The sequence below is a fragment of the Blastomonas sp. SL216 genome (assembly GCA_026625625.1).
GTDB lineage: Bacteria > Pseudomonadota > Alphaproteobacteria > Sphingomonadales > Sphingomonadaceae > Blastomonas.
Genome location: CP113055.1, coordinates 449,559 through 465,581 on the forward strand (window position 1 = coordinate 449,559; position 16,023 = coordinate 465,581).

A 16,023-nucleotide genomic window follows, 5' to 3' on the forward strand; every position below is an offset into this window, starting at 1 on the left:
CGGACGGTGCCTGTTCAGGCCCACCCCGCGCGGCAGGCCGCGCTGCCCCTCCCGCACGCGGGAGGGGAGAGGATGGAGCGCGCAGCAGCAGGGGCGACTTACTGCCCGGTGAACTTCTTCGCGAAGCCCATGATGTCGTTGACCGGGTTGCCGTCGCCATCCTGATCCAGGAAGCCGGTGACCTTTTTCAGCGCATCCTCGCCGCCGACCTGGGCGAGCAGGTCCTGCAGCTTGTCCATCGGCAGGCCGGTGGACTCAGCAGCGGATGCCACCGTGTCGCCGGGCTGGGGTGCGGCTTTGCCCAGCGCTGCCATCGCGGACTGGACCTGCTCTTCGCTCAGGCCTACCTGCTTGGCGAGGCCAGCAATCTTGTCGACGCCGCCCAGCTGGCCGACGATGTTGTTGAGGAAATCCATGCGTTCAGCTCCCTTTGTTTGGCTGCAAGTTAACATGGGGGCAGGGGCGTAGCCACGACATTCACTCCGGTAGCGGCGCGACATCTGGTAAAATCACCGCACGGCGCGCCTCGACCGAGAACAGCCGGTCGCGCGAAAAGAAACGCAGCGGCCAGTTGCGCGCGCCTTCAGGCTCTGTCAGCAGCGCGTTGACCCGCTGGGCGAGCGGCAGATCGGGATCGCAGCGCCGGTGATAGGCGGTGACGCCGACTGCATAGCAGTGCGTGATTGTCGCATGGAAGCCGCTGCTGTCAGTGTTGGGCGTGCCGACGCTGGCATTGTGGCGGCAGATGATGCCCGGAAGATCGCGGGTCAGATCGATATCCGGCCGCTCGGCTGTGAGCCAGTAGCAGGCGGCGACATGCGCCTCGTGCGTCCATTCCTCGCGCGGCAGGCATGAAGCGATCAGCCGTTCGCCAAGGTGGCGAACGGCTGTGCTGGAATCGAAAAATCGGATTGTGTGGTCGGTCATGATCGGGCTTTCAGAAGCGAAGGCCCGATCGTGAACCGGGCCGGGTCAGGCAGCGACGGCCTGACGTTGCGGGGCGGCGGCGCGGACCGCCTCATCGACATGCTCTTCGAACTGCGCGAAATTATCGATGAACTGGCCGACCAGCTTCTGCGCGGTGGCGTCATAATCGGCCTTGTCCGCCCAGGTGCCGCGCGGATCGAGGATCGCGGTGTCGACGCCCGGCACGCTGACCGGGACTTCGAAGCCGAAATTCGGATCAGTGCGGAATTCGGTGCTGTTCAGGCTGCCGTCGAGCGCGGCGTTGAGCAATGCCCGCGTTGCCTTGATCGGCATGCGGCTGCCGACGCCGTGCTTGCCGCCGGTCCAGCCGGTGTTGACCAGCCAGCAGGTGACATTGCCCTTGGCGATGCGCTCCTTCAGCAGATTGCCATAGACCGAAGGGTGACGCGGCATGAACGGCGCACCGAAACAGGTCGAGAAGGTCGCCGAAGGCTCGGTCACGCCGATTTCTGTGCCGGCGACGCGTGCGGTATAGCCCGAAAGGAAGTGGTACATCGCCTGTTCCGGGGTCAGCCGCGCGATCGGGGGCAGCACGCCATAGGCATCGGCAGTGAGGAAGATGATGTTCTTCGGCACCGGACCCAGATTGTCCTTCGACGCATTGGGAATGAAGTCGATCGGGTAGGAACCGCGGCTGTTTTCCGCCAGCGAATTGTCGGCGAAATCGAGCGTGCGGGTGGCCGGATCCATCACCACATTTTCCAGCACCGTGCCGAAGCGTCCGGTGGTGGCGTAGATTTCGGGCTCGGCCTCGGGCGACAGGTTGATCATCTTGGCATAGCAGCCGCCTTCGAAGTTGAACACGGCGGTGTCCGACCAGCCATGCTCGTCGTCACCGATGAGCGTGCGGCTGGCATCTGCGCTGAGCGTGGTCTTGCCGGTGCCCGACAGGCCGAAGAACACAGCCGTGTCGCCTTCGGGGCCGATATTGGCGGAGCAATGCATCGGCATCACGCCCTTGGTGGGCAGCAGATAGTTGAGAATGCCGAAAACCGACTTCTTCATCTCGCCGGCATAAGCGGTTCCGCCGATCAGGATCAGCTTTTCCGACAGGTTGACCGCGATCACGGTCTCGCTGCGCGTGCCATGCTTGGCCGGGTCAGCGCGGAAGCTGGGCAGGTCGATGATCGTGTATTCGGGCACGAAATCGGTCAGCTCTTCCGCCTTGGGGCGGACCAGCAGGGTGCGGATGAACTGGTTGTGCCAGGCGAATTCGTTGATGACGCGGACATTGACGCGATATTCGGGCTGCGATCCGCCGAACAGGTCCTGCACGTACAGCTTCGGCTTTTCGCCCAGGAAGGCGAGGAAATCGGCCTTCAGCGTCGCGAAGTTTTCCGGCGTCATCGCGACATTGGTCTTGCCCCACCAGACGGTGTTCTCGGTCTCCGCATCGCGGACGATGAACTTGTCATTGGCGCTGCGGCCAGTGTGCTTGCCGGTCGCAACGACCAGTGCGCCGCCCTTGGCCAGCGATCCTTCGCCATTGCGCAGGGCTTCTTCGACCAGGGCTTCGGTGCCCAGGTTCCAGTGCTGGTTGTCGGTTGCGGTAAAGCCCTGATCGGCAAGCGAAACTTTGGATTTATTGGCCACTGCTGAAATTCTCCCAAGTTGGTGCCGCCTTCGGCTGATCTCGCGCCCACCCGCCAGCCTTTGCAATCCACGGCGACTCACGCAGTTCTTCCCTCGTGATGCAATCGTCCAAGACCACCGCTCGGCACTCTGTCAATAGCTGCTACCGGTGTCATAACACGGGTGGTGCATTGTTGTGTGTGCACACCCAAAATGCTGCGCCGCGGCAAGTGGCAGATAGCGGTTTACCCCGTCGCCATGATATGCGACCCGCAGACAGCTATATCGAGGAGGATAGAGCCACTCATGGCGGCAGTGATTGCGCTGGTCGATGACGACCGCAACATTCTGACATCGGTATCGATCGCGCTGCAGGCAGAGGGCTTTGTCACGCGCCTGTATTCGGACGGAGAGGCGGCGCTCAAGGCGATCACCGAAACCCCGCCCGATCTGTGCCTGTTCGACATCAAGATGCCGCGCATGGACGGGCTGGAACTGCTGCGCCGGGTGCGTGAGACGAGCGCGGTGCCGGTGATCTTCCTGACCTCGAAGGACGAGGAGCTCGACGAGGCGCTGGGCCTGGCGATGGGCGCGGACGATTATATCACCAAGCCCTTTTCGCAGAGGTTGCTGATCGCGCGGATCAAGGCGATCCTGCGGCGCGCAGAGCTGATGCGCACGCCCGATCAGCCGAGCAACGAGCCAGCCGCCGAACCGATCGTGCGGGGCCGGCTGGAGATGGACCCGGCGCGGCACATGGTCAGCTGGGACGGCAAGAAGGTGACGCTGACGGTCACCGAATTCCTGATCCTCGAGGCGCTGGCGGCGCGGCCCGGCGTGGTCAAGAGCCGCAACCAGCTGATGGATGCGGCGTATCAGGATGACGTTTACGTCGATGACAGGACCATCGACAGCCATATCAAGCGGCTGCGGCGCAAGTTCCGCGAGGTCGATCCGGAGTTTTCAGCAATCGATACGTTATATGGCGCCGGATACCGATTCGCTGGCGAATAACCTGCCCGTGGGCAGGCTGGGCTGGACCCGCCGGGTATCGCTGACCTGGCGGATTCTGGCGGTCAACGTGTTCGCCATCGCCATGCTGGGCGGTGGCCTGCTGTATCTCGACAGCTATCGCGAACAGATCATCCAGGAGCGGCTGGAGCAGGAGCAGCAGAGCATATGGCTGCTGGCGCACGCGCTCGAGCGGTTGGACCAGCCGGGGCGCGTCGCGATGATGCGGGCGGTCAGCACGCGCTATGGCTCGCGCATCCGGCTCTATGATCGCAGCGGTGTGATAAGGCTCGACAGCTTTGCGCTCGGCCGCCCCACATATGAGCTGCGCAATCCCGATGAGGAGCCGTGGCAGCGGCATGCCGCACGCTTGCTGGACCAGGGGTTCGACTGGCTGGTCGATGCCGCCAGGGTCGATTTCTATGCCGAGCGCCAGCCCGACCGGCTGCAGAACTGGCCCGAAGCGGCGGCGGCTCGCTCCGGCCAGGGGGCTTATGCCCGCATGCGCTATGCGCCCGACCGCACGCCGATGATCAGCGCAGCGATTGCCCTGCCACGCGGCGACGGCGTGCTGCTGACCAGCTATAATGCGCGCGACATCACCCGGATTGTCCGCGCAGAGCGGTTCAACCTGGCGATGATCGTGCTGGCAACCACGATCGTCTCGGTGCTGTTCTCGCTGTTCCTGGCGCGCACGATCGTCCAGCCGCTGCGCCGCCTGGCGAGCGCGGCGGTGCGGGTGCGGCTGGGCCGCGCGCGCGAGGTGGTGGTACCGCGGCTGCCTTCGCGCGGTGACGAGATCGGCTTGCTTGCGCGGTCGCTGTCCGACATGAGCATGGCGCTGCGCCAGAAGATCGATGCGACCGAGGCCTTTGCCGCCGATGTCAGCCACGAGCTCAAGAACCCGCTCGCCTCGCTGCGCTCGGCGCTCGAAGGGTTGGGCAGCGTCAAGGACGAAGGACTGCGGGCGCAGCTTTTCGAGATTGCCTGCAGCGATGTCCGCCGTCTCGACCGGCTGATTACCGACATTTCGGAAGCCTCGCGCGTCGATGCGCAGCTCACCCGGACCCGGTTTGAGCCGATCGACCTGGGCGAGATGATCGAGAATCTGCTCGAGCTGCGTCGGTCGCGCGGATTGAACCAGGGGCGCGAGACCGCCTTTGCCCGGCCTCGGCGCGGCGTGGCGGTGGTGATGGGCGAGGGGACCCGGCTGGAGCGGGTGATCTCGAACCTGCTCGACAATGCGGTGTCCTTCTCGCCGCCGGGCGGGCTGGTGCGGATCGAGGCGACGCAGATGCGCGGGCGCGTGCTGGTGCGGGTGATCGACGAGGGCCCGGGCGTGCTGCCCAGCGAGCGCGAGGCGATCTTCCGTCGCTTTCACAGCGCACGGCCCGAAGGCGAGGCGTTCGGCCAGCATAGCGGCCTGGGCCTCGCGATCGCGCGGACGATCGTGGAGGGGCATCACGGCACCATCACCGTCGCCGACCGGGATGACGGCGCGCCAGGCGCAGTGTTCGAAATCTGCCTGCCGGCGATGGACCATCAGGAACTGCCCATTTCCCCGGCCTGAGTGTGACGCTAAACCGGGGGTAATCCGAAAACGGAGCAGGGGGAGGACAAGATGGCACAGGGTGATTCATGCACCTATCCGGCCAGCTGCGTCAGCATCGGCGGAGCGGCGCTGCTGATCAGCGGCGAATCGGGAATCGGCAAGTCCGAGCTGGCGCTGGCGCTGATCGATCGCGGCGCGCGGCTGATCAGCGACGATCACACGGCGTTGCGGCCCGGGAACGGGCGCCTGATCGCGTCGCCCGCGCCCAATATCGGCGGGCTGATCGAGATACGCAATCTGGGGCTGCTGCCGGTCGAGCCGGGTCCGGATTGTCCCGTCGCGCTGCTGATCGAGCTCAACCGCGCCGCGCCGCGCTGGATCGAGCGCAGCCAGCAGCGGATCATTCTTGGCCTGGCTGTCCCTGAGATTCTGCTGTCGCCCGATAGCCGGGTGCTGCCGATCAAGGCCGAAATGGCGTTGCAAGCTTATGGCCTGAAGGGCTAGTGCGGGGGGCATGCGCGGCCCGTGTGCCGCGCGCCATGCCGGGAGTGGCCGATGACCGATTCCAGTGCAGAGCAGTCCAGCCCGCAAGCCGAAGAGCCGCACCGGGTATTGCTGGTCACCGGGCTGTCTGGAGCCGGCAAATCGACCACGCTCAAGACACTGGAAGATCTGGGCTGGGAGGCGATCGACAATTTTCCCATCCGGCTTTTGCCGCTGCTGATGGACACGCCCCAGGCCGTCCGGCGCGACGGGCAGGAGCGCCCGCTGGCCATCGGCTTCGACACGCGCACGCGCGGGTTCGATCCCGGTTCGATCGTGCGTCAGGTGCGCGATCTGGAAGAGCGGCCCGAATATGCGATCAGCACGCTTTTCCTCGATTGCGCAGGGCGCGAACTGCAGCGCCGCTATGCCGAGACGCGCCGCCGCCACCCCCTGGCCCAGGACCGGTCCGCCGAGGCGGGCATTGCCGAAGAGCGCGAATGGCTGCAGCCGCTGCGCCGCTGGGCGGAAAATGTCATCGATACCACCAACCTGCCGGTCTCCGACCTGCAGCAGGAAATCCGCGCGCGCTTTGCGCTGGAACAATCGCCCACCAGCATCATCGTCACCAGCTTCGGCTTTGCGCGCGGCATGCCGCCCAGCGCCGATCTGGTGTTCGACATGCGATTCCTGCGCAATCCGTACTGGGACCGATCGTTGCGCGAGATGACCGGATTGGATGCGCCGGTTGGTGCCTTCGTGACCGAAGACCCGGCCTATCAGGGTGCGATCGACCGGATTGTCGAGCTGCTGACCTTTCTGCTGCCGCGCTATCAGGCCGCCGCCAAGGCCTATGTGCACATTGCCATCGGGTGTACCGGGGGGAGACACCGGTCGGTGTTCGTGGCGCAGGAGATCACCAAACGCTTGCAAGCAGCAGGCTTTTGTCCCACTGTCCAGCATCGCAATCTGACGTCACGACCCACAGATGCCATAGAGGAAAGCCCCGCGCCGCCTTCGTGAATGCGACCCGCCGGGCAGGGGAGAGATCGCTGAAAACGGCACGGGTCTGGGACAGACGTCGGAAACTGAGACTTCAAGATACAGCAATTGGTACAAACATCCCCCATGATCGGTCTTATTCTCGTCACCCATGGACGGCTCGCACAGGAATTTCTGGTCGCGATGGAACATGTGGTGGGCAAGCAGCAGCATATCGAAACCATCGACATCGGCCCGAACGATGACATGGAGCAGCGGCGGGCGGACATCGCCGCCGCTATCGCCAAGGTCGATACGGGCAAGGGCGTCATCGTGCTGACCGACCTGTTCGGTGGCACGCCGTCGAACCTTGCCATATCGCTGCTCGAGGCGGGCCGGGTCGAGGTGATCGCGGGCGTCAACCTGCCCATGCTGATCCGGCTGGAAGGCGCGCGCCGATCGATGGACGTGCGCGAAGCGGTCGCTGCCGCGCGCAACGCCGGGCAGAAATATATCAGCGTGGCCTCTGACCTGCTGGGGCAGGAAAGCGCCCAATGATCGAGCAGACCGTGCAGATCACCAATGCACGCGGCCTGCACGCCCGGGCGAGCGCCAAGTTCGTCGCAGCGGTCGCGCGCCTGCCCGATACGGTCAAGGTGCACGTCAGCAAGGACGATAACGAAGTCACCGGCAGCTCGATCATGGGCCTGATGATGCTGGGCGCGGCGCGCGGCGACAGCATCACCATCCGCGTCGAGGGCGAGGGTGAGGATGCCGCGCTCAAGAAGCTGGTCGGCCTTGTCATGGACGGCTTTGGCGAGGACTGATCCTCGCCGCCTGCGCGCGCCATGACCCATAACCGCCTGCTCATCACCGGCTTTTCCAACCCTGCGGTCAAGGCCGCGCGCGCGTTGCGCGAGAAGAAGCACCGCAAGCGCGAGGGCCGGTTTCTGGCCGAAGGACTGCGGCTGCTGACCGAGGCACGCGAGGCGGGAATCCTGCCCGAAGCATTGTGGCTGGGCCAGCAGCGCGATCCGCATCCGCTGGTCGATGCGCTGGAGCAAGCGGTCGTCGCAGCGGGCGGCACGATCTACGAGACGACGACCGACATCCTTTCCAAGATCAGCGGCAAGGACAATCCGCAAACCGTGCTTGGCGTTTTCGCCGACCTGCCGACCTCACTGCAGGCGCTGGATCGCAGCCGTTCGGGCATCTGGCTGGTGGCGCAGTCGATGCGCGATCCGGGCAATCTGGGCACCATGCTGCGCACCTGCGATGCGGTAGGGGCCGGCGGGCTGATCCTGGTCGATCAGTGCGTCGACCCGTTCTCGGTCGAGGCGGTGCGCGCCAGCATGGGCGCGGTGTTCACCGTGCCGGTCGCGCAGGCCGAATGGGGCGATTTCCTGACCTGGCTGCGCGCGGGCGAAGGCCAGCTGGTGGGAACGAGCCTCAACACGCGTTTCGACTATCGCGGCGCGGATTATGTCGCGCCCTGCTTCCTGCTGATCGGCAACGAGGCCCAGGGGCTTCCGCCGGCTTATGAGGCGGAATGCGATCTGCTGGTCAAGATCCCGATGCTGGGCAAGGCGGACAGCCTGAACGCGGCGGTCGCTGCCGCCGTCATGGCCTATGAGGTGCTTGCCCGGCAGGGCTGAGCATTTTCAAGCTGACCGTTGATGGTCAACGGCTCGGAAAACGCGACCACAAAAAGTGCAGAGCGCTTCAACACATTGTGAAAACGCTCTCACCCCGCCGAGAACGCCCGCATCAGTGGCGGAAATGGCGCATGCCGGTGAACACCATTGCCAGGCCGGCCTCGTCGGCTGCGGCAATCACCTCGTCGTCGCGCATCGATCCGCCCGGCTGGATGACGGCCGTCGCGCCCGCCTCCACTGCGGCCAGCAGGCCATCGGCGAACGGGAAGAAGGCGTCCGACGCGACCGAGGAGCCGACCGTGCGCGGCTCGCCCCAGCCATAGGTTTCGGCAGCCTCGCGCGCCTTGGCGGCGGCAATGCGCGCGGAATCGCGGCGGTTCATCTGGCCCGCGCCGATCCCGGCGGTCGCGCCATCCTTGGCATAGACGATGGCGTTCGACTTGACGTGCTTGGCCACCGTCCAGGCGAACAGGCAATCGGTCAGTTCCTGTTCGGTCGGCGCGCGCTTGGTGACGACCTTAAGGTCTTCGCGCGTGATCCGCCCATTGTCGCGCGACTGCAGCAGCGCACCGCCCGCAATCGTGCGCAGCGCGATGCCGCCGCGCGCCGGGTTCCAGAGCTCGCCGGTCAGGATCAGCCGCAGGTTCTTCTTCTTCGCGAACACCGCCTTGGCCGCATCATCCGCATCGGGTGCGCACACGACTTCCGTGAAGATATCGCTGATCGCCTCTGCGGTCGGCCCGTCGAGCGGACGGTTGACCGCGATGATGCCGCCGAACGCCGACACGCTGTCGCATTGCAGAGCCGCCTTGTAGGCGCTGACCAGGTCGTCGCCGCTGGCCACACCGCACGGGTTGGCATGCTTGACGATGACCACGGTTGGCGGGCCGTCGCGGAATTCGGCGACCAGTTCCAGCGCGGCATCGGCGTCGTTGAGGTTGTTGAAGCTCAGCTCCTTGCCCTGAACCTGCCGGTGATCGGCGAGCGATCCACCCGGCGCGAAGGCGGGCAGGTAGAGTGCAGCGCTCTGGTGCGGGTTCTCGCCATAGCGCAGCGCCTGGCCCTTGCGGAACGGGACCGAGAGCTTCTCGGGATACATGTCGCCCTGATCGGCAAAGGCGAACCAGCTGGCGATCATCGCGTCATATTCGGCGGTGGCGGCATAGGCCTTGGCGGCCATCTTGCGGCGGAAGGCCAGCGTGGTGGCGCCGCCGCTTGCCTGCATTTCCTCGGTCAGCGTCGCGTAATCGGCAGGATCGGTGACGATCGTGACGAACGCATGGTTCTTGGCGGCTGAGCGGACCATGCTGGGGCCGCCGATATCGATGTTCTCGATGATCTCGTCGCGCTCGGCGCCCTTGGCGACGGTCGCGGCAAAGGGGTAGAGGTTGACGACGACCAGATCGATCGCGCCGATGCCATGCGCTTCCATCGCCGCCACATGCTCGGCATTGTCGCGCACCGCGAGCAGGCCGCCATGCACCATCGGGTGCAGCGTCTTGACGCGGCCGTCCATCATCTCGGGAAAATCGGTGATCTCTGAAATGTCACGCACGGTGAGCCCAGCATCGCGCAAGGCTTTGGCGGTCCCGCCGGTGGAGACCAACTCCACGCCATGCGCGGCCAGAGTGGCCCCGAGTTCTGCCAGGCCGCTTTTGTCGGAGACGGAAAGCAGCGCGCGCTTGATCGCAATGTCGGTCACGTGATTATCCCATATGCTTGATTAGCCAGCCGTAATTGCCGCCGCCCACCGATGCGGTGCCGGACAGGACAATCTGCTGACTGGGCCTGATCTGCCCGTTTTCATCCACCCAGAGGCTTTCCTCGAGCGTTACCTTGCTCGCGGCAGTGCGGAACTGCCACAGCGACCCATCGGCGACGCGCAGAAACACGCCCCAGCCATCGGTGGCGAGATGCGCCTCGACATCCACGCCCAGATGGAAGCGGATGGCAAAGGGCACGTCGCCCTGCTTCTGACGGCCAAAGCCGCGCCCGAAGCCTCGATTGGGCACGGGCAGCAATACATCCTCGCCGCGCAGCTCGCGCCCGTCGCTGCGCAGGACGAGCAGGCGGCGGTGCACCAGGCCATAGCGCCTGGCATAGCCGTCATGCGTCATGTCCAGCCGCGCGGCATCGTCGCTGTCGCGGCGGTCGAGCTCGACCAGGCCAACACCCTTGCCGAGCTGGCCCTTGGGCAGAACCGAGGTGCTGTTGGTGTCATCAAGGCAAAGTGTCGAATGCGCGGCAGTCGCGCGCAGGCCCTTGGCAAGCTCGGGCGGCATGTCGGGCGCGATGGCGCTCGCTCCGCCGCAATTGACGATCAGCCGGTGCGGGCCATGGCTCATCTCGAACGCCAGCGTCGAAGCGCAGCCCATCACCGCGTGGCGCGCCATGGCCGGGGTTCCGGCATCGACAAGCACGACGGTGCGCCCGGCGGGAACGCGCTGATATCCCCAGTGCCGGGCATCGCGCAAAGGACGGGCGCGGATGCCGCTGGCGCGGATCAGCGTCGCCATGGTCTCGGCGGAAATGCCGGGCGCGCCCTGCCAGCTGCCCAGACCGCCATCATGATGCGTCAGCCCCTGCAGCGCAGGCACCGCGCGGCTGAGCGCCAGCTCGACAATGGGCGACAGAAGCTCGCCGCGCGCGGCATAGACGGCGCGGAGCATCGACAGCATCCGGATCGCCTCGATCTGCGCCAGCGGAGCGCGCGACAATGCGCCGCCATCTTCGCCCAGAAAACCCTCGATCGCGCGCTTGAGCCCGGCCTCGCCAAAGATGCGGCGCGGCTCGCCATCGGGCAGCAGCAGCGCGGCGGCGACGACACCGGTCCAGGCGGTGACCCGGGCCAGCCCTTCGGGTGCCTTGTCGGCAACATGGTCCAGATGACGCGCCGTGCTGGCGAAGTTTCGAAGCACGCGCGAGCGATAGACGAGGTCGCTGCTCGACAGGATCAGCGGGGCATGGGCAGCGCAGTTGATGATACGCTTGGCCGCCAGATCGGCGCGCCAGGCCGGGTCTGCGACGGTCTCCAGATGGGCGTCCAGCCATTGGGTGACCAGCCGTTCGGCAATCGGCACGCAGGTTTCGCGCGGTGCCGCAGCGGCCAGATCGCGCAGCCATGCAAAGCTGTGGACATATTCCAGCACCTCTGGGGGTGCCTGCAAGTTGCCGAAATTGACCTTGGCCAGTTCAACGCGCTGCCCTGCTATCTGGAAGAATCCGGCGCGAATGGCCTTGCCGCGACGGGCGTCGCCGGGGAACGGATCGTCCGGAGCGGCCAGCAGGCGGAGCGGTGACCGGCCCTTGAGCCGCAACTTGTGCAGCGGGGTGCGCCAGGTCAGCCGATAGAAATAATGGACGATGCTCTCGGTCAGCGAAAGACCACGGTCGTTTTCCAGCCGGACGAGCTGCTTGCGCTCCCCGGAGCGCGTCGATCCATCCTCGATCAGGTCGGGGCGCGGCTCGCTGTCTGCGCCGATCAGCGGCAGGCGACGTTCCTGCTCGCTGGCTTGGGCTGCGCGGGCGCCTGTCCGGCGGCTCTCGGACAGGACATCGTTCATTGGCCCTTCAACTCCCGGATATTGGCGGCATATTGGTCCGGCCCGCCCTTGAAGCTTGCCGTGCCCGCGACCAGCACATTTGCCCCGGCATTGGCGGCCTGGGGCGCGGTGATCGTATCGATGCCGCCATCGACCTCCAGATCGATCGCGCGGCCCGATTTTGCGATCATCTTGGCGATCGCCTCGATCTTGCGCAGCTGGCTGGTGATGAAGCTTTGCCCGCCAAATCCGGGATTCACGCTCATTACCAGCACCAGATCGACCTCATCGATCAGATAATCGAGCATCTTGGCCGGGGTTGCAGGGTTGAGCACCACGCCAGCCTTTTTGCCCAGCGACTTGATGAGCTGGACGGTGCGATGCACATGCGGCCCCGCTTCGGGATGCACGCTGATAATGTCCGCGCCGGCATCGGCAAAGGCCTGGACATACTGGTCCACCGGCGAAATCATCAGATGCACGTCGAACGGCTTGCTGCTGTGCGGGCGCAAGGCCTTCACGACAGCCGGGCCGATCGTGATGTTGGGCACGAAATGGCCATCCATCACATCGATATGAATCCAGTCAGCACCAGCGGCATCGATCGCGCGCACTTCTTCTCCCAGACGCGCGAAATCGGCGGACAGGATGGACGGGGCTATCAATGGGGGCTGCGGCATAGGCTTAGCCGCTTAACCCTCAACATCTTGTGGAGCAAGGCGCTTTGGCGCGCTTTTCCACATGATTTGCCCCATGGGCGGACAGCGTGCCGAAGATCAGCCGTTATGCCGCAGCCGGGCCATGAAAAAACCGTCGAGACCGCCTGCATCGGCCAGCATGCCGGGGAGCGTGCGCACCTGGCCCAGCGCATCGGGCGTCACGCCATCGGGCAGTTCATCGCTGCGCACCGGATCGATCGCATAGCGGCTGTCATCCGCCAGAAAGCGCGCGATCACGTCCTCTCCTTCGGTCTTTTCGAGCGAGCAGACCGCATAAACCAGCATTCCGCCAGGCTTCACCCAGTTCGACGCACGCTCCAGCAGCAGCGCCTGCTGTTCGGCTCGGTCCTCGATATGGCGCGGGGCGATGCGGTAGAGAACATCGGGATGGCGGCGGAAAATCCCGGTGGCGCTGCAAGGCGCGTCGAGCAGCACGGCATCGGCCTGCTCGTCGGGCCGCCATTCGAGCAGATTGTCGGTGACCGTTGCCGCATCCAGCCCGGTGCGCTTCAGATTCTGGCGCAGGCGCTTGATCCGCTTTTCGGAATTGTCCAGCGCGGTCACCTGCCATCCGGCAGCGGCAAGCTGCATCGTCTTGCCCCCCGGCGCAGCGCACAGATCCAGGACGCTGCGGCCCTGGCCTGCGCCCAGCAGCCGCGCAGGCAGGCTGGCGGCCAGATCCTGCACCCACCAGTCGCCCGATTCGAAGCCTTCGATCTGTTCGATCGCGCCCGCGCGCGGAAGCCGGACATGACCGGGGGCGAGCGAGATGCCGCCGAGCTGCTCGGCCGTGGCGGCGGTAGAATCGGTGCTGGCGAGGCTGAGGTCGAGCGGGGGCGGGCTGCCGAGCGCTGCGCTGGCGGCCTCTGCCATCGGTTCGCCCCACAGGGCGCTCCAGCGGTTCGCGGTGGCGGGCGGCAGTTCGGGGGCGGGCAGGGCGACGCCGGCGCGCATCAGGCTGCCGAAAACGCCATGCGCCAGCTTGCGCGGACCGCCCTGCAGCAGCGGCAGCGCGGTAGCAACGGTCGCGTGCGGCGGGGTTTCCAGCGCCAGCGTCTGTGCCAGCATGATGCGCAGCACCATCCGCGCCTTGGCATCCTCGGCCAGCGGCAGGCGGGTCATGCTGTTGATCAGCAGATCGAGGCCCGGCAGATGCCGCAGCACCTCTCCGGCGATCGCCATGGCCAGCGCGCGGTCGGAGCGGTCGTCTATGCCCTGGCAGGCGGCGTGCTGCGCGACATCGAGCGATTCTCCGCGCCGCATGACAGCGTCGAGCATTTTCAACGCCGCGCGGCGAGCGGGCAGGCCGGGGGTATCGTCGGTGGTGGAAGTGCGGTTGTTCATCGAGGCGCGTTAGGCCGGGTCGGGCAACAAATCAAATCCGCTACCGATCTGGGGGTTGCTGTGCCTATCCCCTCCCGCAGGTGGGAGGGGATAGACGGGATCATCCCCGGCCTAGCGGGTCGAGCGCGCTGCCCTTGCGGCGCGGCGCGGGCTGGGCGGCCTGTTCGCCTGCCATGGCTTCGAGCGCGGCGATGCGGTCGCCGGTATCGGGATGCGTCGAAAACAGCGCGCGAACGCCCGAGGGCACGATATAGAGCTGCGCCGCCGCAGGGTTGCGCTCGACCACCGGATTGGGGATGCGTTCGGCCTGGCCAGCAATCCGCGCCAGCGCAGATGCCAGCGCGAGCGGCTTGCCGCTGATTTCCGCGCCGCCCCGGTCCGCGCCGAATTCGCGGGTTCGGCTGATCGCCATCTGCACGATCATCGCCGCAAAGGGTGCGACCAGCACCGCCAGCATCGTCGCCCAGGGGTTGCGGTTGTCATCACGGAAGAACAGCCCAAAATTGGCCAGCATCGAGACGGCCCCGGCGATGGTCGCGACCATGGTCATGATCAGTGTGTCGCGGTTCTTCACATGCGCCAGTTCATGCGCCATCACGCCCTCGACCTCGTCGCGGCTCAGCATCTGCAAGAGCCCGGTCGTGGCGGCAACGGCAGCGTTCTCGGGGTTGCGGCCCGTGGCAAAGGCATTGGGCGCGGCCTGATCGATGATGTAGACGCGCGGCATCGGCAGTCCGCCGCGTTCGGCAAGACGCGCCACCAGGGTGTAGAAATCGGGGTGGCTCTGGGCATTAACCTCGACCGCATTGTGCATTTTCAGCACGATCTTGTCAGCGTTCCAGAAGGTGAACAGGTTCATGCCCGCCGCAACCAGCAGCGCAATGACGGCACCGCCCGACCCACCCAGCGTATAGCCCAGCGCCATGAACAGCGCGGTCAGCGCTGCCAGCAGCATGGTGGTCTTCAATCCGTTCATGGCAACTTGCAATCCTTGTGTCAGCGTTGCGCGCCCGGCGCTTCACATTGCGCCGACCACGCCCCATATGCCCGGAACAAATCTAGGAATGCCGCGCTGGTTTTCAATCGACCGCGCGGTCCAGCCCAAGGGAAGCAGCATGTCACAGACCCCCCGCGCCACGCGCCGCCCCGATCATGTCAAGCCGCCTGCCCATTGGGGGAAATCCGTGCCGGTGCCGGTGCCCCAGCCGATTGCTGCAGATCAGGCGGAAGAGGCTGCCAAGGGGCCGACGCGGTTCGGCGATTGGGAGCACAAGGGCATCGCCATCGATTTCTGATCATCTGTCATTGCCGATGACACGACTTTTCAACCTTTGCCGGACATGTTATTGACACGACTGTCAGTTTCAAACGCTTAGGCGAGGTGCATCATGTCTGAACCGGTGTTCCGTCATCCCGAACGGCCCGTGCCGAAATTCCGCCCGTTCAAGGCGATGCACCATTTCCGCAATCTGATTGCGGACAAGGAAGATACCGAGCAGGTCTTCCACATCTTCCAGTGCCTGCCCCGGATGAAGCTGGTCGATGAGATCCGCGCCTTTGTGTACAACGATTTCGGACGCCAGCTGCGGATGAGCGAACCGTATCTGCCCGATATTCTGGACGATCACGCCCGGCTGCGCGCGATGCCCAAGGGCAGCGTGGCGCATGCCTATGTCGATTTCATGGAGCGCGAAGTCCTTTCCGCCGCAGGGCTGGTGGCGGAATATGACCGGTTCCAGGGCAACCGCCGATATGGCGACATGATCGAATGGTATGTGAACCGGCTGCGCGACACGCATGATCTGCTGCACGTGCTGACCGGCTATGGCCGCGATGCGCTGGGCGAGGCGTCGGTGCTGGCGTTCACGTACGGGCAGAACCCGTCGCCGGGCAACATCTTCATCGCCTATATGGCCGCGCTCAACATGACGCGCACGATCCGCAGCGATGCGCCGGTGTTCAAGGCGGTGGGCGAGGCGAAAAGGCTGGGCAAGGCCTGTCCGCGCATCGCCGAGCAATCGATGCTCTCGTTGCTCGCCGAACCACTGGCTGAAGCCCGCAAGCGGCTCAACATCGATGAACCGCGCTATTATGTGATGGCGCATGACAGATTGCGTGCGCGCGGGATCGATCCCTATAACCTGCTTGGCAAGGCCCAGCCCGCCTGACGCTGCGGC

General features: G+C 65.3%; 17 protein-coding genes. 9 read left to right on the forward strand and 8 right to left on the reverse strand.

Going from position 1 to position 16,023, the window contains the following annotated elements; genetic code table 11:
• Window positions 1–98: 98 nt before the first annotated feature.
• From OU999_02190 to OU999_02200, 3 genes are all read right to left on the reverse strand, one after another.
• A complete protein-coding gene (locus OU999_02190; protein ID WAC24025.1) occupies window positions 99–416 on the reverse strand; it encodes a hypothetical protein in 318 nt (105 codons plus the stop codon).
• 61 nt (window positions 417–477) lie between these two features.
• Complete coding sequence (locus OU999_02195) at window positions 478–927, reverse strand: hypothetical protein (GenBank protein WAC24026.1); 450 nt, start codon at window positions 925–927, stop codon at window positions 478–480.
• Window positions 928–972: 45 nt separating this feature from the next.
• A complete protein-coding gene (locus OU999_02200) occupies window positions 973–2,580 on the reverse strand; it encodes a phosphoenolpyruvate carboxykinase (GenBank protein ID WAC24027.1) in 1,608 nt (535 codons plus the stop codon).
• Between the two features lie 285 nt (window positions 2,581–2,865).
• Here OU999_02200 and OU999_02205 point away from each other — a divergent pair, with 285 nt between their 5' ends.
• From OU999_02205 to OU999_02235, 7 genes are all read left to right on the forward strand, one after another.
• On the forward strand, window positions 2,866–3,573 hold the full coding sequence (locus OU999_02205) for a response regulator transcription factor (protein WAC24028.1): 708 nt from the start codon (window positions 2,866–2,868) through the stop codon (window positions 3,571–3,573).
• Window positions 3,542–5,140, forward strand: a complete 1,599-nt coding sequence (locus OU999_02210; GenBank protein WAC24029.1) for a stimulus-sensing domain-containing protein — start codon at window positions 3,542–3,544, stop codon at window positions 5,138–5,140. The genes OU999_02205 and OU999_02210 overlap by 32 nt, the downstream gene beginning before the upstream one ends.
• A gap of 51 nt (window positions 5,141–5,191) precedes the next feature.
• On the forward strand, window positions 5,192–5,626 hold the full coding sequence (locus OU999_02215; GenBank protein WAC24030.1) for an HPr kinase/phosphatase C-terminal domain-containing protein: 435 nt from the start codon (window positions 5,192–5,194) through the stop codon (window positions 5,624–5,626).
• A 51-nt stretch (window positions 5,627–5,677) separates the two neighbouring features.
• A complete protein-coding gene (gene rapZ, locus OU999_02220) occupies window positions 5,678–6,628 on the forward strand; it encodes an RNase adapter RapZ (protein WAC24031.1) in 951 nt (316 codons plus the stop codon).
• A 105-nt stretch (window positions 6,629–6,733) separates the two neighbouring features.
• Window positions 6,734–7,144, forward strand: coding sequence for a PTS sugar transporter subunit IIA (locus OU999_02225; GenBank protein ID WAC24032.1), 411 nt, complete (start codon window positions 6,734–6,736; stop codon window positions 7,142–7,144).
• The gene (locus OU999_02230) at window positions 7,141–7,413 is read left to right on the forward strand and encodes an HPr family phosphocarrier protein (GenBank protein WAC24033.1); all 273 of its coding nucleotides are present in this window, start codon (window positions 7,141–7,143) and stop codon (window positions 7,411–7,413) included. The genes OU999_02225 and OU999_02230 overlap by 4 nt, the downstream gene beginning before the upstream one ends.
• A gap of 21 nt (window positions 7,414–7,434) precedes the next feature.
• Entirely contained in the window at window positions 7,435–8,241 is an 807-nt protein-coding gene (locus OU999_02235) for an RNA methyltransferase (GenBank protein WAC24034.1), read from the forward strand.
• Window positions 8,242–8,353: 112 nt separating this feature from the next.
• On the opposite strand, the gene purH is transcribed toward OU999_02235, so the two are convergent.
• From purH to htpX, 5 genes are all read right to left on the reverse strand, one after another.
• Window positions 8,354–9,943, reverse strand: coding sequence for a bifunctional phosphoribosylaminoimidazolecarboxamide formyltransferase/IMP cyclohydrolase (gene purH, locus OU999_02240; GenBank protein ID WAC24035.1), 1,590 nt, complete (start codon window positions 9,941–9,943; stop codon window positions 8,354–8,356).
• Window positions 9,944–9,947: 4 nt separating this feature from the next.
• The gene (locus tag OU999_02245) at window positions 9,948–11,804 is read right to left on the reverse strand and encodes a heparinase II/III family protein (GenBank protein ID WAC24036.1); all 1,857 of its coding nucleotides are present in this window, start codon (window positions 11,802–11,804) and stop codon (window positions 9,948–9,950) included.
• Complete coding sequence (gene rpe / locus OU999_02250) at window positions 11,801–12,463, reverse strand: ribulose-phosphate 3-epimerase (GenBank protein ID WAC24037.1); 663 nt, start codon at window positions 12,461–12,463, stop codon at window positions 11,801–11,803. Before rpe ends, OU999_02245 begins: the two co-directional genes overlap by 4 nt.
• Before the next feature lie 96 nt (window positions 12,464–12,559).
• Window positions 12,560–13,846 (reverse strand): RsmB/NOP family class I SAM-dependent RNA methyltransferase, encoded by a 1,287-nt coding sequence (locus OU999_02255; GenBank protein ID WAC24038.1) that lies wholly within the window; start codon window positions 13,844–13,846, stop codon window positions 12,560–12,562.
• 100 nt (window positions 13,847–13,946) lie between these two features.
• Window positions 13,947–14,822 (reverse strand): zinc metalloprotease HtpX, encoded by an 876-nt coding sequence (htpX, locus tag OU999_02260; GenBank protein ID WAC24039.1) that lies wholly within the window; start codon window positions 14,820–14,822, stop codon window positions 13,947–13,949.
• Between the two features lie 139 nt (window positions 14,823–14,961).
• Between htpX and OU999_02265 the strand changes: the two genes are divergently transcribed.
• Window positions 14,962–15,141 carry a DUF1674 domain-containing protein gene (locus OU999_02265; GenBank protein WAC24040.1) on the forward strand — a complete coding sequence of 60 codons (180 nt, stop codon included), beginning with the start codon at window positions 14,962–14,964 and terminating at the stop codon, window positions 15,139–15,141.
• A 93-nt stretch (window positions 15,142–15,234) separates the two neighbouring features.
• The gene (locus OU999_02270) at window positions 15,235–16,014 is read left to right on the forward strand and encodes a Coq4 family protein (protein ID WAC24041.1); all 780 of its coding nucleotides are present in this window, start codon (window positions 15,235–15,237) and stop codon (window positions 16,012–16,014) included.
• Window positions 16,015–16,023 lie beyond the last annotated feature (9 nt).